Raw genomic sequence first — 20,174 nt, forward strand, 5'->3', positions numbered from 1 at the left:
CTGTGTTTACCGGTGACGGTAGTGATGCTTGTTCTTGCGATGGCCATAAGCATGCCCACGGCCACGATGATCATCACGGTCATAGCGGCGGTTATCACGCCCGCGATAGCGACGGTCGTCGTCATCGCTCTTATTGCCCATATAGTTACCCAGCGCGCCGCCCGCGCCACCGCCGGCTGCCGCGCCGATCAGGCTGCCGGTGCTACCGCCGACACTGCGCCCGACCACGTTGCCGCCTGCTGCGCCCAGTGCGCCGCCAATGGCTGCTTCGCCACGGCTGCGTTTGTCTGCGCCCACTGCGCTACCGCCGGCGCCGCCCAGGGCCGCACCAATGGCCGAACCGGTATTGCCGCCGATCTGCTGGCCGACGACCGAACCTAAAACCCCGCCCAATGCGCCGCCTACACCGGCTTCGGTGGTGCCACCGGCCATGGCTGCGCCACTGACCAAGCCAAGGGACAACAAGAGAATCGAGGAGAACTTCATAGGTGAACCTCAAGGGGATGACGGCGCGATCCTGAGGTTGTCGGAATATTCTTACAATCGAATTCCGACCAGTGGTGCAGGTTGTATACAATTAGCTAAGTTGCTGTTTTATCTAGGGAACTTAAGTCGTTTTTGCCGGTCTTTAGCTACTTCGGGAAGGCCGCTTTTATACAAAAGCGGCCTTTTTTGTGCCCGTAAAATCGTTCCCAGACATGGAGACGATCAGGCGGTCCGGGCCATGATCAGACCATTGTCGCTGGCCGCTTCCAGGCGAATCGCCACGAACTTGGAAGTAGGCGTATGGCTACCATCCCCAGTGCTTTCCAACGGCACCAGCGGGTTGACCTCCGGGTAATAGGCCGCCGCCTGTCCCGCCGGAATATCGAACGCCAGCAAGGTAAAACCCTTGACCCGGCGTTCACGGCCATCATCCCAGATCGACACGATATCGGCCTTCTGCCCCGGCTTGAAGCCCAGGCGGATGATGTCGGCTTCGTTGACAAACAACACGTCGCGCTGGCCCTTGACCCCACGATAGCGGTCATCCAGGCCGTAGATAGTGGTGTTGTACTGATCATGGGAGCGCATGGATTGCATGATCAGGTCGGGTAACTGGCCAGTGGCGCGGGTGCGTTCATGCACCAGGTCCTTGGGCAGGATGTTGGCGCGGAAGTTGGCGCGACCTGACGGCGTGTTCCAGCGGCGGGCGCCGGCGCTGTTGCCCAGGTAGAAACCGCCTGGGTGCTGCACGCGCTCATTGAAGTCCTTGAAGCCGGGAATGGTGTCGGCGATCAAGTCGCGGATGCGGCGGTAGTCGGCCACCAGCCAGTTCCAGTCCACCGGTTTGCTGCCCAGGGTGGCGGCGGCGATGCCGGCGACAATGGCCGGTTCCGACTTCATCAGCTTCGACAGCGGCTGCAATTGGCCGTTGGAGGCGTGCACCATGCTGAACGAGTCTTCCACCGTCACCGCTTGCGGGCCATCGGCCTGGATATCAATGTCGGTACGACCCAGGCACGGCAGGATCAAAGCCTGTTTACCGTGGGCCAAGTGGCTGCGATTGAGCTTGGTGCTGATCTGCACGGTCAGGTCGCAGTTGCTCAAGGCCTGGAAGGTGCGGGGGCTGTCAGGCGTGGCTTGGGCGAAGTTGCCGCCCAGGCCGATAAACACCTTGGCGCGGCCCTCAAGCATGGCGTGAATGGCTTCGACCACGTTATGCCCGTTGTCACGGGGTACCTTGAACTGGAAGCGACGCTCCAGGGCATCCAGGAAGGCCACGGGCGGCCGTTCGTTGATGCCCATGGTGCGATCGCCCTGCACGTTGCTATGGCCACGCACCGGGCACAGGCCGGCACCTGGGCGGCCGATGTTGCCGCGCAGCAGCATCAGGTTGGCGATTTCCTGGATGGTCGGCACCGAATGCCGATGCTGGGTGATGCCCATCGCCCAGCACATGATCACGTTCTTGCCTTTGGCGTACATGCGCGCCGCTTGCTCGATCTCCACCAGGCTCAGGCCGGACTGTTCGACGATTTCATCCCAGGAGGTGTCGTCGATCTTGGCCAGGTAATCCAGCACATTGACCGTGTGTTCATTGAGGAAGTCGTGGTCGAACACTGCCTCTTTGCCTTCGGCCTGGGCCTGGCGCTCCCACAGCAGCAGGAACTTGGCCATGCCGCGCAGGATGGCCATGTCGCCCCCCAGCGCCGGACGGAAATATGCGGTGTTGGTCGGTTTATCACCGTTGGTGAGCATTTCCAGTGGATGTTGCGGGTGCTGGAAGCGTTCCAGGCCACGCTCTTTGAGCGGGTTGATACACACCACCTGGGCACCGCGTTTCACTGCTTCGCGCAGCGGTTCAAGCATGCGTGGGTGGTTGGTGCCGGGGTTCTGGCCCCAGACGAAAATCGCGTCGGCGTGTTCGAAGTCGTCAAACGTCACGGTGCCTTTGCCGACCCCCACACTTTGCGCCAAGGCTACGCCGCTGGCTTCGTGGCACATGTTCGAGCAGTCCGGGAAGTTGTTGGTGCCATAGGCGCGCACGAACAGCTGATACAAGTATGCCGCTTCATTGCTGGCGCGGCCCGAGGTGTAGAACTCGGCCATGTCCGGGCTTGGCAGGGCTTGCAGGTGCTTGCCGATCAGGTCGAAGGCCGACTCCCAGCTGATTGGCTTGTAGCGGTCGGTCTCGGCGTCATAGCTCATCGGCTCGGTCAGGCGGCCCTGGTATTCGAGCCAGTAATCGCTTTGCTCCAGCAGGGAGCTGACGCTGTGCTTGGCGAAGAACGCCGCATCCACCCGGCGCTTGGTGGCTTCCCAGTTGACCGCCTTGGCGCCGTTCTCGCAGAACTTGACCATGCCGCTTTCCGGCGAGTCACCCCAGGCGCAACCCGGGCAGTCGAAGCCGCCGTTCTGGTTGGTCTTGAGCATCATGCGCAGGTTTTTCAGCGCGTTATCGCTGGTCAGCCACGCCTGTGCCACGCTGATCAGCGCGCCCCAGCCGCCCGCCGGGCCTTTGTAGGGCTTGTAGCGCGGGGTCGGGGTTTGGTCGGCTTGGTGATGATTGCTCATGGCTGGTACTCCATCGCAGGGCTGTAGACCCGCGGCGCGCTTTTTTGCGGCAGGTGGATAAGATTGAGGTTGTGCCGGCGCGCCCATTGCAGGGCCAGGCCGGTGGGTGACGACAGGCTGACCAGGGTCTGGATGCCCGCGCGCAGGACTTTCTGGATCAATTCGAGGCTGCAACGGCTGGTGACAATCGCCACGCCGCCTTCGGTCGGGATGCGCTGGCGCACCAGGGCGCCGATCAGTTTGTCGAGGGCGTTATGCCGGCCGATATCTTCGCGGCCCAGCAGCAGTTCGCCCTGGTTATTCATGAACACCGCTGCATGCACCGCGCCACTGTATTGGCCCAACGGCTGGAAGGCGCTGATACGCTGGCGCAAACCCTCGAGCCAGGCGGCAGGCGGCAGTGGTGCGCCCGGCAAAACCTGCAGGTCCGGCAACGCCTGCTCTACGGCTTCCACGCCACACAGGCCGCAGCCGCTGGTGCCGGCCAGTTGCCGGCGCTGTTGCTTGAGGTTCCAGAAGGCGCGGCTGCAGATCTGCACCTGGGCGTACTGGGCCGAGCCTGCGCCGCTCAGTTGCAGGTCATAGATATCGCTGATGTCGCTGATGATGCCGCTGCCCAGGCTGAAGCCGACGATAAAGTCTTCAAGATCGGTGGGCGTCACCAGCATCACGGCCTGGCTGATGTCGTTGTAGGCAATCGCCAACGCAACTTCCTCGGCCAGCGCGGTGCTGGCCGATTCCGTGTGGTCGAGGCTGCAATATTGATAACTCTGGCTGGCGGCAGGCGCGGGCGTTGTCAGGGCAGGCGCCGCGCACGCAGGGCGCTGGGCGTTCATCAAGTCTAGTCACCGGCGAAGTGTTCAGAGTGAAGACTAGGCGCGACAAAGGGTCGCGTCTAATCGCCAATACTGATCTACCGATAGATGACGTCGATCAATGCTTCGGTAGCGATTACTGATAAAGCGCGAAACACGCCTCGGCCAACGCCGAACGTGGCGCGCTGCGCCGCATGATCAGCCCCAGCTTGGCCAGGGTTTGCGCGTTTTCGATAGGTTGCAGGCGCAGGTGTTCGGTCAGGGCGTCGAGGCCGCCGTCCAGGGGCATCACCGCACAACACAGGCCGCCATGCACGGCCTGCAGCAACTGATGGACGGCATCGGTTTGCAGCAAGGGGTGTGGCGTCAGGCCGCGGCTGTGGAAGTTATGGTCGATGGACTGGCGAAAATGCATGCCGCTGGTGAGCATGCCCAGGGGCAGCTCGATCAGCGCCTCCCAGCTCAGGGGCTTTTCGCCAAAGCTGAAAAAGCGTTGGTCGTACAACAGGCCCATGCGGGTTTCGTCCAGGGCCAGGGAGTCAAAGCGCTCGCTGTCGAGGCGTTCAAGGTAGGACACCCCCAGGTCCAGGCGATTGCTCGCCAGTTGTTCGAGGATCTGCTCGGAGCTCAACGCCGACAGCTCAAAGCGCAGGCTGGGGTGCTGCCTGTGCAACTGTTGCATCAAGGCCAGCGGATCAAAGCTCGACAGCGGCACCACGCCCAGGCGCAATGTCCCCACCAGGTTGCCCCGGCAGGCGGCCGCTTCGGCCTGCAGGCCGTCATAGGCGGCCAGCACCGTACGCGCCCACGCCAGCACCCGCTCGCCAGGGGCGGTAAAACCCTCGAAACGCTGGCCGCGATTGACCAGCGGCAGCTCCAGCTCTTCTTCCAGGCTGCGCAGGCGCATCGACAGGGTTGGCTGGGTGATGTGGCAGCGCGCGGCCGCCTGGCCGAAGTGACGGGTTTCGTCGAGGGCGATGAGGAATTTCAGTTGTTTGATGTCCATCTTCGCTCCGGGGGCTTATGCCAATGGCGCAGGGATTCTAGCGCGTTTGCGTCATTGGTCGGGCTGGAACCAAGATCTGTAAGACTGGTCTAGTCTTTGGCATCTGGAAACCCAATCCCAAGGAGAGCGCACTATGAGTCTTTTTAGCTTTATCAAAGAAGCCGGCGAGAAAATCGTTGATCTGTTGACGCCGGGTAATGCAAACGCGAGTGAGCAGTTGAAGGATCACGTTGCCAAGGTCGGCCTGGGTAACCCGAATGTGCAGACCACCGTGGAGGGCGACAAGGTGACAGTGACCGGTGAAGTCGCCACCCAGGAGGAGAAAGAGAAGATTCTGCTGGCGCTGGGCAACATTGCCGGCGTGGCGACCGTGGATGACCAGATCACTGTGTCGGGCCCTGTTGTTGCGGCTGCCCGTTTTGTCGTGGTGAAAAAGGGCGACACCCTCAGCGCGATTTCCCTGTCGGTCTACGGCAATGCCAATCTGTACAACAAAATCTTCGAGGCCAACAAGCCGATGTTGTCGCACCCGGACAAAATCTACCCAGGGCAGACGCTGCGTATTCCTGAGTAATACCTGGAGCAGATGAATAATGTGGGAGCGGGCTTGCCCGCGATTGCGGTGTGTCAGTCAGCAGATCTAGCTCTGACCCACCGCTATCGCGGGCAAGCCCGCTCCCACAGGGGCCCCACATCTAGTTTTAGAGCCCGCTGATCAATTCCCGGTAATCCCCGACTGCATCAAACTCCGCCGTATCCTTCGGCCCTTTGCGGCTGTCCGGCTCTTTCACCGCCAGCAAATGCCCCACGCCAAAATCCCGCGCACTGCGTAGGATCGGCAGAGTGTCGTCGATAAACAGGCTGCGCGCCGGGTCGAAGTCGATGTCCGCTTGCAGGGCGTCCCAGAACTGCGGGTTTTCCTTGGCAAAACCATAGTCGTGAGAGCTGATCAGCCGCTCGAAATACGGCGCCAACTCAATGCGTTCCAACTTCAACGACAGCGAATCGCGGTGGGCGTTGGTGATCAGGATCACGCGCTTGCCGGCCTGCTTGATGGCCGCCAGAAAGGTATCGGCGTCCGGCCGCAGGGCGATCAAATGGGCGGTTTCCAGCTTGAGTTCGCGCACCGGGATCTTCAGTTCGGTGCTCCAGAAATCCAGGCAATACCATTGCAACTGGCCGGCGTTACGCTCGAACAGCGGCTGCAACTCCATCTCCGCCAGGGCAAGGCTCACACCGTGCAGTTCGGCATAGCGCCGGGGCAGGTGTTCCATCCAGAAGTGGTTGTCGAAATGCAGGTCAAGCAGGGTGCCGTCCATGTCCAGCAGGACGGTGTCGATATCGGACCAGGGCAGTGGCGGCATGGTGGGTTCTCAAGCAGGTAAGTAAATATATCCGACACAGACAATCGGAAAAGCCACGGTATAGTAACCCGATCACGCCAAGGAGCCCTCTATGCGCCAGAAACCCACCGTCCTCGCCCGCGAAATTGTCGCCAGTAGCCGTTTGTTCCGCGTGGAGGAAGTGCAACTGCGCTTTTCCAATGGCGTTGAACGGACCTACGAGCGCCTGGTGGGCCGGGGTGCAGGGTATGGCGCGGTGATGATCGTGGCGATGATCGACGCTGACCACGCGCTGCTGGTGGAAGAATACTGCGGTGGCACGGATGAGTATGAACTGTCATTGCCCAAGGGCCTGATCGAGCCGGGCGAAGACGTGCTGGCAGCGGCAGACCGCGAGCTCAAGGAAGAGGCGGGCTATGGCGCCCGGCAGTTGGAGCACCTGACCGAACTGTCCCTGTCCCCTGGCTACATGAGCCAGAAAATCCAGGTGGTGCTGGCCACCGAGCTGTACGAAGAGCGCCTGGAAGGCGACGAGCCCGAGCCGATGCGCGTGGACCGGGTCAACCTGCGCGAGCTGGCACAACTGGCGCAGAACCCGCAGTTCAGCGAAGGCCGGGCCCTGGCCGCGTTGTACCTGGTGCGGGACTTGTTGACCCAGCGTGGAGCCTTCCAGCCATGAGCGAATTGTTCCTCGGCCACCCGTACATTGCCCCGGTGATTGAACTGGCCCGCCAGGCCGGCGAGGTCATCCTGCCGTACTGGCGCGCCAATGTAGCCGTGACGGCCAAGGCGGATGATTCGCCGGTGACCGCCGCCGACCTGGCCGCCCATCACCTGATTCTCGCCGGCCTCACTGCGCTGGACCCAAGCATCCCGGTGCTGTCGGAAGAAGATGCCGATATCGACCAGAGCGTGCGTGCCGGTTGGCAACGCTGGTGGCTGGTGGACCCGCTGGATGGCACCAAGGAATTTATCAGCGGCAGCGAAGAATTTACCGTCAACATCGCCTTGATCGAACAGGGGCAGGTGGTGTTTGGTGTGGTGTCGATGCCCACCAGTGGCCGCTGCTACTTCGGCGGCGCCGGGCTTGGGGCGTGGCGATCCGACGTGAATGCCGCACCCCGGCCGATCCAGGTGCGCCAGAAGCCGGCCGCAGGCGAGGCGTTCACCGTGGTTGCCAGCCGTCGCCACACCAGCCCCGAACAGGAGCGCTTGCTCGATGGGTTGAGTGAAGGGCTGGGGGAGTTGAAGCTGGCCAATATCGGCAGCTCCTTGAAATTCTGCCTGTTGGCCGAAGGCAGCGCCGATTGCTATCCGCGCCTGGCGCCGACGTCGCAGTGGGACACCGCCGCCGCCCAGGGCGTGCTGGAAGGTGCTGGCGGCGAAGTGCTGGAGTTGAATGGCCAGCCGTTCAGCTACCCGGCGCGCGAGTCGCTGTTGAACCCGTTCTTCCTGGCCTTGCCGGCCAAGGCCGCCTGGCGCGAGCGTTTGCTGACTCTGGCCCGTTCTTGAAGGCAATGCAGATCAAATGTGGGAGCTGGCTTGCCTGCTCCCACACAAGCCCGCTCCCAGATAGGCCTTGGATGATCTTGCCTAGCGGTGCAACACGTACTGCCCGGTAAACGCCACCGCCCGCGCGTCACTGCCCTCATTCACGATCCACGCCTGCAACGCCAGCCGCGCCCGGCCATGGCGCCGGTAGGTCGCCAAAAAGCGCTTCCACACCTTGTCCTCCGGGGCCTGGCAAATCGCCGTGGCGTCCTGGGTGACAGGCAATGGGTAGCTGATCTGCCCTTCCTGAATCACGATATGCCCGTCTTCAATCCCTTCCTCGCGCAATTGCAGGTGCAGCCAGCCCCAGCCCGCCAAGACCGCGCCGCAATACAGGCTGCCGCCGAACATGGTGCTCTTGTGGTTGATATTGGCTTGCAACGGTAAGTGCAGGCGCAGTTGCCGGTCCTGCCAGTCGAGCACCTTGAGGCCCATCTCCCGGGTCAGGGGGATGTCATGGTGCAGAATGGATTCCAGGTAACGGCTATCGCGGCTCATGGCAGTCTCTTGGCAGGGGGAAAAGGTCAATCGTCGTCAGCGTGGGCGTTGCCGCTGTCGGCAAAGTTCAGGCCGTGCTTGCGTAACTTGTCATGCAGGGTTTTGCGCGGCACGCCCAGGGCTTCGGCCAGGCTGCGCACAGAGCTGTGGGGGCGGCCGAGTTCGGCCGCGATCAGGGCTTTTTCAAAGTGCTCGACTTGCTCGCTCAAGCCCCCCGTCGACATCGGTACACCCGGCGCCGGGCCGTCCGGTGCGTTGTCCAGGGCCAGTTCCAGGCCGAGGGCGAAGCGCTCGGCGACGTTTTGCAGTTCGCGCACGTTGCCCGGCCAGTTATGGCGCAACAGCATTGCCCGTTGGCCCGGCTGCAGCTCATGCAGCGGCAGGCCGTGGCGGCTGCTGGCCTCGTCGGCGAAGTGCTGGAACAGCATCAGGGCATCTTCGCCCCGCTCGCGCAGCGGCGGAATGCGCAGCGGCGCGACGTTCAGGCGGTAGTACAAGTCTGCGCGAAAGCGCCCCTGGTCGGCGGATTGGCGCAGGTCTTCCTTGGTCGCGGCGATGATGCGGATATCCAGCGGGATCTGCTGATTGCCCCCCAGGCGCTCAACCACCCGCTCCTGTAGCAGACGCAACAACTTGACCTGCACATCCAGGCTCATGCTCTCGATTTCATCGAGGAACAACGTGCCGCCGTTGGCAAATTCGAACTTGCCGATGCGCCGTTTCTGCGCACCGGTAAACGCCCCCGGCTCATGGCCGAACAGCTCGCTTTCGACCACGGACTCGGCCAGGGCGCCTGCGTTGATAGCGACGAAGGGCCCGGTGCGGCGGTTCGACAGGTCGTGCAGGGCGCGCGCCACCACTTCCTTGCCGGCGCCGGTTTCGCCGAGGATCAGCACGTCGGCGCGGGTCGCCGCCAGCGCGCCAATCTGCTCGCGCAGGCGTAGCATCGGCGCCGACTGGCCTACCAGGCGCGTGCTCAATTGCTGGCGGTCACTCAGGGCCAGGCGCAGGCTGCGGTTGTCCAGCACCAGCCGGCGCAGCGACAGGGCGCGGCGCACGCTGTCGAGCAGGGCGTCGCTGGCGAAGGGTTTTTCGAGGAAGTCATAGGCGCCGGCGCGCATTGCTTGCACCGCCAGTGGCACATCGCCGTGGCCGGTGATCAGCAGTACTGGCAACTCCGGGTCCTGGCCGTGGAGCTCGGTGAGCAGCTCCAGGCCGTCCATGCCGGGCATGCGGATATCGCTGACCACCACCCCTGGCCAATCCCGCGTCAGGCGCGCCGTGAGGCCGGTGGCCTCGCCAAGGGGCAGGACTTTCAGCCCGGCCAGGTCCAGGGTCTGGCACAGGGCCTGACGCAGGTGTGGATCATCGTCGATCAACACCACCTGAATCTGGTTATCGATAGTCATACACTGCGGTCCTCGGACGGTTGCAGACTGACGCCGGGTGCCCCGGCGCGCAGTTTCAAGGTTATCAGTGCGCCGCCTTCCTTGTGGTTGGCGAACAGCAGTTCACCACCAAAGGCACGCATCAGGGTGTCACAGATGGCCAGGCCCAACCCCAGGCCCTGGGTGCGGGTCTTGGTGGTATAGAAGGGCTCGCTGGCGCGACCCAGGGCTTCCATGCAGAACCCCGGCCCATTGTCGCGGATGTACAGGTTGACGCCCTGCTCGGTGGATTCGGCACTCAGCCACAATTTGCGCGGCGGACCCTTTTCGGTCAACGCATCCAGGGCATTGGCCAGCAGGTTGCCCAGCACATGGCGCAGGCGGGTTTCCCCGGCCTCCACCCACAGGGAGGCTTCTGGCAAGTCGCGGATCAGCTCCACTTCCATGGCCCGCCGGCGCTTGGCCAGTAATGCCAGCGCATCGTCCAGGGCCGGTTGCAAGGCCACGCTTTCCGGGGCATGCCGGTCGCGGCGGGCAAAGGCGCGCAAGTGGGCGATGATCGAGGCCATGCGCCCGGTCAGTTCGCTGATCAGTTTGAGGTTGCCCCGCGCGTCGTCGGTGCGCTGGTGATCGAGGAGAATCTCAGCGTTTTCCGCGTAGCTGCGAATGGCCGCCAGGGGCTGGTTGAGTTCATGGCTGATACTCGCCGACATGGTACCCAGCGCCGACAGTTTGCCGGCCTGCACCAAGTCATCCTGGGCGCGCACCAATTCCTGCTGGGCATTTTCGCGCTCCAGTACTTCCTGGCGCAGGCGGCGGTTGAGGCCTTCGAGGTCACTGGTGCGTTCGGCCACGCGCATTTCCAGCTCGCGCCGGGCCTTGGCTTCAAAGGCGATGCGTTCCAGGTAGTGGCGACGGCGCTGCATCATCAGGCCGAGCAGCAGCATCAGCACCAGTAAGGTCGCGCCGCCGACGGCAACCACCGTGCGCACAGGGCGGTCGATCAGGGTGCGCGGCGCAAGAATCTCCACATTCCAGCCGGTTTCGGCGATTTCGGTGGACTGGCGCAGCCAGGCATTGGAGCTGAAAGTCAGGGGCTGTGGGTCGCGGGTCGGGTAGGGCTGGATCGCGACGATCGCCTGGTGCTCGGCCTCGGTCAGTGGCCGGGTCGCGCGAAAACGCCATTGTGGGCGTGAGGTCAGGATCACCACGCCGTTGTGGTCGGTGACCAGCAGTTGCTCGGGGGTCTGGCCCCAGAGGCTTTCGGTGTGGTCCAGGTCGACCTTGACCACCAGCACGCCAATCACATGTTCGTCTTCGCGCACCGCAGCGGCGAAGAAGTACCCGCGCTTGGCCGAGGTGGTGCCCAGGCCGAAGAAACGCCCCAGGCGCCCGGCCATGGCCTCACTGAAATACGGACGAAAGGAAAAGTTGCGGCCGACGAAGCTGTCCTGTTTGTCCCAGTTCGAGGCGGCCAGGGTCTTGCCACGGGTGTCCATCAGGTACATCACTTCCACGCCCGCCTGGACTGACACCTCCTTGAGCAACTGGTTGGCGGCGACCAGGTTGGTGCTGATGTGAGGCGCTTCCAGGGCGGTACGCAAGGCCGGCAATTCGCCGAGGATTTGCGGCAGTATTTCGTAGCGGTGCAGGGTGCCCAGCAGGTTGGCGACGTACAGGTCGAGGGTCTGGCGGTTCTGCCCGGCCAGCTCGCTGCGGTAGTAACGTTCGGCCAGATGCTCCAGCGGCCACAGCAGCGGTGCCAGGCATAACGCCAGCAACGCCAGGCTGCGCCAGCGGGGTCTTCGTGGAAGGGGTGGAGTCATGTAAGTCTGCGCCTGTGGGTACAGGCGCATTATGCCTAGTGCTGCTGTGCAAGACACTCGCGCAATGCTTCGCGCCATTGCGGTTGGCCGACGTGCCATTGCTGTTGCAGACGGCTGCAGTCCAGGCGCGAGTTCAACGGGCGCTTGGCGGGCGTGGGGTAGTCGCTGGCGGGAATCCCTTCCAGCTCGGCGCACGCCTTGCCTTCGGCCAGCAGTTGCTCGCCAATGGCCTGGGCAAAGCCGAACCACGAGGTCTCGCCCTGGGCCGTCAAGTGATAGACGCCCCAGTCCCCGGCCTGGCCGGCCTGCCAGCGCTCGATCAGTGCCCGGGTGCTGTTGGCGATGGTCCCGGCCCAGGTCGGCGCACCGATCTGATCGGCGACGATACGCATCTGCGGTTTTTCCTGGAGCAGGCGCTGCATGGTCAGCAGGAAATTCTTGCCGTGGCTCGAATACACCCAACTGGTACGCAGGACCAGGTACTGACCGCCCACCGCCGCGATGGCCTGCTCGCCCGCCAGCTTGCTCTGGCCGTAGACACCCAACGGGTTGGGCGCATCGTCCTCGGTGTAGGGCGCCGGCTTGCTGCCGTCAAACACATAGTCGGTGGAGTAGTGGATCAACGGGATGCCCAGGGCCTTGGCTTCTTCGGCGAGGATGCCGGGCGCCGTGGCATTGATCGCGAAGGCCACCTCGGGCTCGTTCTCGGCCTGGTCGACAGCAGTATGGGCCGCCGCGTTGATGATCAGCCCAGGGCGATGGCTGCGCACCTGTTGGCGGATCTGCTCGGGGTTGGCCAGGTCGAGCTGGTCGCGACCGAGCACGACCAGTTCACCCAGGCCCTGGAGCCGCTGTTGCAGATCGCGGGAAACCTGGCCGTGTTGGCCGGTGATGAGGATTTTCAACGGTGTACCGCTCACATTCATTGGGCTTCCCCTGCGAGGGAGAACAGGTACTGGCCATAGCCAGTCTTGCCGAAGTATTTGGCCCGCTCCAGCAGATGGTCGCGGTCGATCCAGCCGTTTTCGTAGGCGATTTCTTCCAGGCAAGCCACTTTCAAGCCCTGGCGGTGCTCGATGGTCTGCACATAGATCGAGGCTTCCAGGAGGCTGTCGTGGGTGCCGGTATCGAGCCAGGCGAAGCCACGGCCGAAGCGCTCGACATGCAGGTCGCCACGCTTGAGGTAGGCATTGTTGACGTCGGTGATCTCCAGCTCGCCGCGTGGCGAGGGCTGGACGGCCTTGGCAATCTTGACCACATCGTTGTCATAGAAGTACAGGCCGGTCACGGCATAGCTGGACTTTGGCTTGGCGGGTTTTTCTTCGATGGAAAGCGCGCGGCCTTCACCGTCGAAATCAATTACGCCGAAGCGCTCCGGATCCTTGACCCAGTAGCCGAACACTGTGGCGCCGGATGGACGCTTGGCGGCGGCGCGCAGTTGCTCGCTGAAATGCTGGCCGTGGAAGATGTTGTCGCCCAGGATCAGGCATACCGGGTCATTGCCGATGAACGCTTCGCCGATCAGGAAGGCCTGTGCCAAACCATCGGGCGAGGGTTGCTCGGCATAGCTGATCTGCACGCCGAACTGGCTGCCGTCGCCCAACAGGTTGCGGTATTGCGGCAAGTCCACCGGCGTAGAAATCACGAGGATCTCCTTGATTCCGGCGAGCATCAGCACGGAAATCGGGTAGTAGATCATCGGTTTGTCGTACACCGGCAGCAACTGCTTGGAAACCCCCAGGGTAATGGGGTGCAGGCGCGTCCCGGAGCCACCGGCCAGTACGATTCCCTTCATCATGCAATCAGGTCCTTCGCTTCGGTGTTACCGAGGCGTTCGCCCTGATAACTGCCGTCCTGGACCCGGCGGCACCATTCCAGGTTGTCGAGGTACCACTGCACGGTCTTGCGCAGGCCGCTCTCGAAGGTTTCTTCCGGGACCCAACCCAGTTCGCGCTCGATCTTGCTGGCGTCGATAGCGTAGCGCTGGTCATGGCCTGGACGGTCCTTGACGAAGGTGATCAGGTCGGTGAACTGGGCAACGCCGGCCGGACGCTGTGGCGCCAGTTCTTCGAGCAGTGCGCAGATGCCACGCACCACGTCGATGTTCTTCTGCTCGTTGTGCCCGCCGATGTTGTAAGTCTCGCCCACCACACCTTCGGTGACGACTTTGAGCAGTGCGCGGGCGTGGTCTTCGACAAACAGCCAGTCACGTACTTGCAAGCCATCGCCGTATACCGGCAGGGCCTTGCCCGCCAAGGCATTGAGGATCACCAGCGGGATCAGCTTCTCGGGGAAGTGGAACGGCCCGTAGTTGTTCGAGCAGTTGGTCAGCAGCACCGGCAAACCGTAAGTACGCTGCCAGGCGCGAACCAGGTGGTCGGACGCGGCCTTGCTCGCAGAGTAAGGCGAGCTTGGCGCGTAAGGCGTGGTTTCGGTGAACAGGTCATCCACACCATGCAGGTCGCCATACACTTCGTCGGTGGAAATGTGATGGAAGCGGAAGGCGCTCTTGGCCGGCTCTGCCAACTGCTGCCAGTAGGCGCGAGTGGCTTCCAGCAGACTGTAGGTGCCGACGATGTTGGTCTGGATAAAGTCCGACGGACCGTCGATGGAACGGTCGACATGGGACTCGGCCGCCAGGTGCATGATGGCCTGGGGCTGGAAGCGTGCCAGGACTGCACTGACGGTGGCCTGGTCGATGATATCGGCCTGGACGAACTCATAGCGGCTGTCGGTCGCGATGCTGGTCAGCGACTCAAGATTGCCCGCGTAGGTCAGTTTGTCGAGGTTGAGAACTTCATGTTCAGTGTTTTGAATCAAATGGCGGATCAGTGCGGAACCGATAAAACCGGCACCACCGGTAACAAGAATACGCATGTCGAGAGGCCTTTTCCTTGGACGGAAACTGAGCGAATGGGGCATAGCTTGCGGGCTTGCGATGGGCGGTGCAAGGGGCGGTGGTCAGATTGGCCCGACTTGCGTGCTCAAAGGCTTGCGTGCTCAAAGAAGACCATCACAATGGGTTTGGGTTGCATCAGACCTATTAACAATGGCGATATAAGCGCCGGACAAAAAACCAGGGGCCGTCACATGTTGCTCGATACATTGATCCACCGCGCCAGTTTGCCGTGCCCTCAAGTCGGGCCGGAGCAAGCCTTGCAGATGCTTGAGCAACATTACGGCCTCAGTGGCACGCTGCAGTCCCTGGGCAGCCAGCAAGACCTCAATTACCGGGTCGACAGTGACCGGGGCCGCTTCGTCCTGAAAATCTGCCGTGGCGAGTATGCCGCCGTCGAGCTGCACGCCCAGCACGCCGCCCTGGCGCACCTGCAGGCACAGGCGGCGGTTCGGGTGCCCACGGTCATCAGTACCCTTGATGGCGAGCAGCTGCTGAGCCTGACGGTGGCCGGGCAGGCGGTGCACCTGCGGTTGCTGGACTATATCGACGGCCAGCCGCTGACCCACCTGCCGCACCTGGGCCGTGAGCTGATCGCCGGGTTTGGCCAGCTGTGCGGGCAGATGAGCCGGGCGTTGGCCGGCTTCGCCCATGGGGGCCTGGAGCGCACCCTGCAGTGGGACCCGCGCCACGCCCTGGAACTGATCCGTCATTTACTCTCGACACTCGACAACCTGCCCCAGCGTGCGGCCCTGGAACAGGTCGCCGCCCAGGTCGAGCAGCGCCTGCGCCCCCTGGCCGAGCAATTGCCGTGGCAGGCGGTGCATATGGATATCACCGATGACAACGTGGTGTGGCAGCGGGATGCCGAGCGGCATTGGCAGGTGCAGGGCGTTATCGACTTCGGTGATTTGGTGCATACCTGGCGGATTGCCGACCTGTCGGTGACCTGCGCCGCTTTACTGCACCACGCTGACGGCGACCCGTTTGCGATCCTGCCGGCGATCCAGGCCTGTCACGCGTTGACCCCTTTGCAACCCCAGGAATTGCAGGCGTTGTGGCCGCTGATTGTGGCCCGTGCGGCGGTTCTAGTCCTGAGCAGCGAACAGCAGCAGCGCCTGGACCCAGATAACTCTTACCTGTTGAAGAATGCCGAGCACGAGTGGGAAATTTTCCACGTTGCCACCTCGGTGCCGTTTGAATTGATGGAGGCGGCGATCCAGGCGTGCGTCGGTGCAACCCCCAAACCAGTGGCCAGCGAAGGCTTTGCCCCGCTGCTGCCGGGCCTGGTGGGGCGCGAGTTCGCGCTGATCGACCTGGGTGTACTCAGTGAACATTTCGAAGCCGGAAACTGGGAAACCCCTGGCATCGACCAACATCTATTGCAGCAGGCTGCAACGGTCCACGGCTTGGCGGCCAGTCGTTATGGCCAGTATCGCTTGTCCCGCACGCGTCCGGACTGCGCGAGCGAACCGCACACGTTCGCCCTGCACGTCGAACTGTATGTGCCCCAGGGCAGCGTCGTAGAGGCGCCGTTCGCCGGCATCCTGCGCAGCACTGCCGATGGCGTATTAAGTCTGCATAGCGCGCAACTGAATGTACGGCTACAGGGCCTGAAAAATGCCTTGCAACCCGGTGCCGCGGTGCTCAAAGGCCAGGTACTGGGGGAGGCGGGCGGGGCATTGACCGTGCAACTGTGCCGGGTTGACCTTGATCCACCATTGTTCTGCACGCCGTCCCGCGCTGCGGCCTGGCAGGCGTTGTGCCCATCGCCGGCGACGCTGCTGGGCCTGGCCTGTGACGCCGAGCCGGAGGTGGATCCAGAAGCCTTGCTGGCCCGGCGCGATGCCAGCTTCGCCCGCTCGCAGAAGCACTATTACGTCGACCCGCCGCGCATCGAGCGTGGCTGGCGCAATCATCTGATCGACATGCAGGGCCGCTCGTACCTGGACATGCTCAACAATGTCGCGGTACTGGGCCACGGCCATCCGCGCATGGCCCAGGTGGCGGCGCGGCAGTGGTCGCTGCTCAACACCAACTCACGCTTTCATTACGCCGCAATTGCCGAGTTTTCCGAGCGTCTGCTGGCGCTGGCGCCCGAGTCCATGGACCGCGTGTTCCTGGTCAACAGTGGCACCGAAGCCAACGACCTGGCGATCCGCCTGGCCTGGGCCTACAGCGGCGGGCGCGACATGCTCAGTGTGCTGGAGGCCTATCACGGCTGGTCGGTGGCGGCCGATGCGGTGTCCACCTCGATCGCCGACAACCCCCAGGCCCTGAGCAGCCGGCCCGACTGGGTGCACCCCGTGACCGCGCCCAATACCTATCGCGGCGAATTCCGTGGCCCGGACACTGCGCCGGATTACGTGCGCAGCGTGGAGCACAACCTGGCGAAAATCGCCGCCAGCCAGCGCCAGTTGGCGGGCTTTATCTGCGAGCCGGTATATGGCAATGCCGGTGGCATCTCCCTGCCACCGGGCTATTTGCAGCAGGTGTATGCCCTGGTGCGCGCCCAGGGCGGGGTGTGTATCGCCGATGAAGTGCAGGTTGGCTATGGGCGCATGGGCCATTTCTTCTGGGGCTTTGAAGAGCAGGGCGTGGTGCCGGACATCATCACCATGGCCAAGGGCATGGGTAACGGCCAGCCGTTGGGTGCGGTGATCACCCGCCGGGAAATCGCCGAAGCGCTGGAGGCCGAAGGGTACTTCTTCTCGTCCTCCGGCGGCAGCCCGGTCAGTTGCCGGATTGGTCTGGCGGTGCTGGATGTGATGGAGCAAGAAAAGCTCTGGGAAAACGCCCAGGTGGTCGGCGGGCACTTCAAGGCGCGGCTCGAGGCGCTGATCGAGCGCCATCCGCTGGTGGGGGCGGTGCATGGCTCGGGCTTTTATCTGGGGCTGGAGTTGGTGCGGGACCGGCAGACCCTGGAGCCGGCGACGCAAGAAACCGCCAAGCTGTGTGATCGCTTGCGTGAGCTGGGGATTTTTATGCAGCCGACCGGGGACTATTTGAACATCCTCAAGATCAAGCCGCCGATGGTCACGTCTAGACGCAGTGTGGATTTCTTTGTCGACATGTTGTCGAAGGTGCTGGATGAAGGGTTGTAACCCCCTTCAATAAATTGAAATGCTCCCACAGTTGATTGGGGTTTCACTTTTAAAACCGATTGTTATCGGGAATATTTTGAGTTTTTTAGATAGTCGGATGTTTGCGTGCTTTAAAAGCCGATTTTTATCCGCTATAAAGTCGCGCAGCATTCCCCTTTCTGTCATCGGCCCTGGTTATCCTGGCCGCTGACCACCGCCCAGGAGATGATTCATGAGCCGTATCGTTACCGTCGCCGCTACCCAGATGGCTTGTTCCTGGGACCTCGAAGCCAATATCGAGACCGCTGAAAAGCTGGTCCGTGAGGCCGCCGCCAAAGGCGCGCAGATCATCCTGATCCAGGAACTGTTCGAAAGCCCGTACTTCTGCCAGAAGCCGAACCCGGACTATCTGCAACTGGCGACCTCGGTTGACGACAACGTGGCCATCAAGCACTTCCAGAAAATCGCCAAGGAACTGCAAGTGGTGCTGCCGATCAGCTTCTTCGAACTGGCTGGCCGTGCGCGTTTCAACAGCATCGCGATCATCGACGCCGACGGCTCCAACCTCGGGATTTATCGTAAAAGCCACATCCCGGATGGCCCTGGCTACCACGAAAAGTACTACTTCAACCCGGGTGATACCGGCTTCAAAGTGTGGAACACCCGCTACGCGAAGATCGGCGTGGGCATCTGCTGGGACCAGTGGTTCCCGGAATGCGCCCGCAGCATGGCGCTGCAAGGTGCAGAGATCCTGTTCTACCCGACCGCCATCGGCAGCGAGCCACACGACAAGACCATTTCGTCCCGCGACCACTGGCAGCGCGTGCAACAAGGCCATGCCGGCGCCAACCTGATGCCGCTGATCGCCAGTAACCGCATCGGCAACGAAGAGCAGGACGGCTACGACATTACCTTCTACGGCTCGTCGTTCATTGCCAACCAGTTCGGCGAAAAAGTCGAAGAGCTCAACGAAACCGCAGAAGGCATCCTGGTGCACAGTTTCGACCTCGATGAGCTGGAGCACATCCGCAGCGCGTGGGGCTCGTTCCGTGATCGCCGGCCGAACCTGTACGGCGCGCTCAAGACCCTCGACGGTTCCCTGGAGTCCTGATCGCCATGACCACTTTGCACAGCACGCCTCGCGCTGACGGCTTTTATATGCCAGCCGAGTGGGCGCCCCAGACCCAGGCCTGGATGATCTGGCCCGAGCGTCCCGACAACTGGCGCCTGGGCGGCAAGCCGGCGCAGGCGGCCCATGCGGCAGTGGCCAAGGCCATTGCGCGTTTTGAACCGGTGACGGTTGCGGTCTCCGCCGGCCAGTACGAAAACGCCCGGGCGCGCCTGGATGTGCCGAATATCCGAGTGGTGGAGATGTCCAGCGACGATGCGTGGGTACGCGACAGCGGGCCGACCTTCGTGATCAATGACCAGGGCGAAGTGCGTGGCGTGAACTGGGATTTCAACGCCTGGGGCGGGTTTGACGGTGGCTTGTATGCCCCGTGGAACCGCGATTCCCAGGTGGGCGGCAAGATCCTTGAGATCGAGCGCAGCCCGCGTTATCGCACCGAAGGTTTTGTGCTGGAGGGCGGCTCGATCCACGTTGATGGTGAAGGCACGCTGATCACCACCGAGGAATGCCTGCTTAATCGTAATCGCAACCCGCACCTGGGCCGCGAAGAGATCGAAGCGGTCCTCAGCGCCAACCTGGCTGTGGATAAGATCATCTGGCTGCCCGACGGTCTGTTCAACGACGAAACCGACGGCCATGTGGATAACTTCTGCTGCTACGTGCGCCCGGGCGAAGTCTTGCTGGCGTGGACCGACGACCCGCAAGACCCGAACTATGCACGCTGCCATGCCGCCATGGACGTGCTGCAAAACAGCACAGACGCCAAGGGCCGCGCGTTTATCGTACATAAAATGCCGATCCCGGGGCCGTTGTACGCCACTGAGGAAGAGTGCGCCGGTGTCGATCCGGTGGACGGTTCCCAGGAGCGTAATCCGACCGTGCGTTTGGCCGGTTCCTACGTCAACTTTCTGATCGTCAACGGCGGCATCATCGCGCCGAGTTTTGATGACCCGCTGGACAGCCGCGCCGAGGAAATCCTTCAGGGTCTGTTCCCGCAACATGAAGTGGTGATGGTGCCAGGTCGTGAACTGTTACTGGGGGGCGGCAATATCCACTGTCTGACCCAACAACAGCCCGCGCCGCACAAAAACTGAGTGCACTTGTAACAGGCGATTTCGCCGTACGACGGCTGATCGTCAGCCACTGCACTGGGCAATAACAACAAGCCCACGGCCCATTGGGGCCGTGGGCTTTTTTGTGTGTGCAAGCCCGTAAATCGGGCTTATTGGCATAGCTCTTGTATCGGCGTTGTGACAGTGATCGGGGTTTGTGACTGCACAGTTCTGTCATAAACCTTGAGTAAGTTAGCCGCTCAAGCAGTAGGAGAGAGCGCTGAAATGAACGCCGATATCAACCTGGTCTATACACGCGCGCCCCACCCCCTGGCAGTTCGGGGCGAAGCGATTCACGCGCTGGCACTCTGGTTGAAGGAAAACGGCTCGCGCCGGATCCGGCAGGCTGATCCACGCAGGGTGATGAGTGAGCGCTACCCGCTGGGGTTGTTCAGTGAGGATGAGGTGCAAGTGCTATGCGAATTGATCCGCAACTGACTGCCACTGATCTGCAAGTGTGGGAGCGGGCT

At 62.4% G+C, this 20,174-nt stretch carries 18 protein-coding genes; 7 read left to right on the forward strand and 11 right to left on the reverse strand.

Features of this window, described 5'->3' with window-relative positions; translation table 11 throughout:
• Window positions 1-6: 6 nt before the first annotated feature.
• The 4 genes from HU773_RS02110 to HU773_RS02125 form a co-directional block, all read right to left on the reverse strand.
• Window positions 7-486 carry a glycine zipper domain-containing protein gene (locus HU773_RS02110; RefSeq protein WP_057437072.1) on the reverse strand — a complete coding sequence of 160 codons (480 nt, stop codon included), beginning with the start codon at window positions 484-486 and terminating at the stop codon, window positions 7-9.
• A 222-nt stretch (window positions 487-708) separates the two neighbouring features.
• Entirely contained in the window at window positions 709-3,057 is a 2,349-nt protein-coding gene (locus tag HU773_RS02115; RefSeq protein WP_186625090.1) for an FdhF/YdeP family oxidoreductase, read from the reverse strand.
• On the reverse strand, window positions 3,054-3,893 hold the full coding sequence (gene fdhD / locus HU773_RS02120) for a formate dehydrogenase accessory sulfurtransferase FdhD (RefSeq protein WP_057958003.1): 840 nt from the start codon (window positions 3,891-3,893) through the stop codon (window positions 3,054-3,056). Before fdhD ends, HU773_RS02115 begins: the two co-directional genes overlap by 4 nt.
• Window positions 3,894-4,008: 115 nt before the next feature.
• Window positions 4,009-4,878: a LysR family transcriptional regulator gene (locus HU773_RS02125; protein WP_057444600.1), complete on the reverse strand. Its 870-nt coding sequence runs from the start codon at window positions 4,876-4,878 to the stop codon at window positions 4,009-4,011.
• Window positions 4,879-5,011: 133 nt separating this feature from the next.
• On the opposite strand from HU773_RS02125, the gene lysM reads away from it, so the two are divergent.
• Entirely contained in the window at window positions 5,012-5,452 is a 441-nt protein-coding gene (gene lysM, locus HU773_RS02130; protein WP_057437074.1) for a peptidoglycan-binding protein LysM, read from the forward strand.
• A gap of 127 nt (window positions 5,453-5,579) precedes the next feature.
• Here the strand turns inward: lysM and yrfG are convergent, their stop codons facing one another.
• The gene (gene yrfG / locus HU773_RS02135; protein ID WP_057958005.1) at window positions 5,580-6,242 is read right to left on the reverse strand and encodes a GMP/IMP nucleotidase; all 663 of its coding nucleotides are present in this window, start codon (window positions 6,240-6,242) and stop codon (window positions 5,580-5,582) included.
• A gap of 91 nt (window positions 6,243-6,333) precedes the next feature.
• On the opposite strand from yrfG, the gene nudE reads away from it, so the two are divergent.
• On the forward strand, window positions 6,334-6,900 hold the full coding sequence (gene nudE / locus HU773_RS02140; RefSeq protein WP_057958006.1) for an ADP compounds hydrolase NudE: 567 nt from the start codon (window positions 6,334-6,336) through the stop codon (window positions 6,898-6,900).
• Complete coding sequence (gene cysQ / locus HU773_RS02145) at window positions 6,897-7,733, forward strand: 3'(2'),5'-bisphosphate nucleotidase CysQ (protein ID WP_057958007.1); 837 nt, start codon at window positions 6,897-6,899, stop codon at window positions 7,731-7,733. Before nudE ends, cysQ begins: the two co-directional genes overlap by 4 nt.
• A gap of 81 nt (window positions 7,734-7,814) precedes the next feature.
• Here cysQ and HU773_RS02150 read toward each other — a convergent pair whose 3' ends face one another.
• The 6 genes from HU773_RS02150 to rfbB are packed head-to-tail and all read right to left on the reverse strand — an operon-like array spanning window position 7,815 to window position 14,361.
• Window positions 7,815-8,270 carry a thioesterase domain-containing protein gene (locus tag HU773_RS02150; protein WP_057437082.1) on the reverse strand — a complete coding sequence of 152 codons (456 nt, stop codon included), beginning with the start codon at window positions 8,268-8,270 and terminating at the stop codon, window positions 7,815-7,817.
• A 26-nt stretch (window positions 8,271-8,296) separates the two neighbouring features.
• Entirely contained in the window at window positions 8,297-9,679 is a 1,383-nt protein-coding gene (locus tag HU773_RS02155; protein ID WP_120731254.1) for a sigma-54-dependent transcriptional regulator, read from the reverse strand.
• Window positions 9,676-11,484, reverse strand: coding sequence for a sensor histidine kinase (locus HU773_RS02160; protein ID WP_186625091.1), 1,809 nt, complete (start codon window positions 11,482-11,484; stop codon window positions 9,676-9,678). The genes HU773_RS02155 and HU773_RS02160 overlap by 4 nt, the downstream gene beginning before the upstream one ends.
• Window positions 11,485-11,519: 35 nt before the next feature.
• Complete coding sequence (gene rfbD / locus HU773_RS02165; protein ID WP_225923831.1) at window positions 11,520-12,410, reverse strand: dTDP-4-dehydrorhamnose reductase; 891 nt, start codon at window positions 12,408-12,410, stop codon at window positions 11,520-11,522.
• Window positions 12,407-13,282, reverse strand: coding sequence for a glucose-1-phosphate thymidylyltransferase RfbA (gene rfbA, locus HU773_RS02170; protein WP_120731257.1), 876 nt, complete (start codon window positions 13,280-13,282; stop codon window positions 12,407-12,409). The genes rfbD and rfbA overlap by 4 nt, the downstream gene beginning before the upstream one ends.
• The gene (gene rfbB / locus HU773_RS02175; protein ID WP_120731259.1) at window positions 13,279-14,361 is read right to left on the reverse strand and encodes a dTDP-glucose 4,6-dehydratase; all 1,083 of its coding nucleotides are present in this window, start codon (window positions 14,359-14,361) and stop codon (window positions 13,279-13,281) included. The genes rfbA and rfbB overlap by 4 nt, the downstream gene beginning before the upstream one ends.
• A 213-nt stretch (window positions 14,362-14,574) precedes the next feature.
• Here rfbB and HU773_RS02180 point away from each other — a divergent pair, with 213 nt between their 5' ends.
• From HU773_RS02180 to HU773_RS02195, 4 genes are all read left to right on the forward strand, one after another.
• Entirely contained in the window at window positions 14,575-17,484 is a 2,910-nt protein-coding gene (locus HU773_RS02180) for an aminotransferase (protein ID WP_186625092.1), read from the forward strand.
• A gap of 211 nt (window positions 17,485-17,695) precedes the next feature.
• Window positions 17,696-18,574, forward strand: a complete 879-nt coding sequence (aguB, locus tag HU773_RS02185; RefSeq protein WP_057437091.1) for an N-carbamoylputrescine amidase — start codon at window positions 17,696-17,698, stop codon at window positions 18,572-18,574.
• Window positions 18,575-18,579: 5 nt separating this feature from the next.
• Window positions 18,580-19,686 carry an agmatine deiminase gene (gene aguA, locus HU773_RS02190; protein WP_057437092.1) on the forward strand — a complete coding sequence of 369 codons (1,107 nt, stop codon included), beginning with the start codon at window positions 18,580-18,582 and terminating at the stop codon, window positions 19,684-19,686.
• 243 nt (window positions 19,687-19,929) lie between these two features.
• Complete coding sequence (locus HU773_RS02195) at window positions 19,930-20,142, forward strand: hypothetical protein (RefSeq protein ID WP_057958013.1); 213 nt, start codon at window positions 19,930-19,932, stop codon at window positions 20,140-20,142.
• The last annotated feature ends 32 nt before the right edge of the window (window positions 20,143-20,174 follow it).

It is taken from the genome of Pseudomonas shahriarae (assembly GCF_014268455.2).
Lineage (GTDB): Bacteria > Pseudomonadota > Gammaproteobacteria > Pseudomonadales > Pseudomonadaceae > Aquipseudomonas > Aquipseudomonas shahriarae.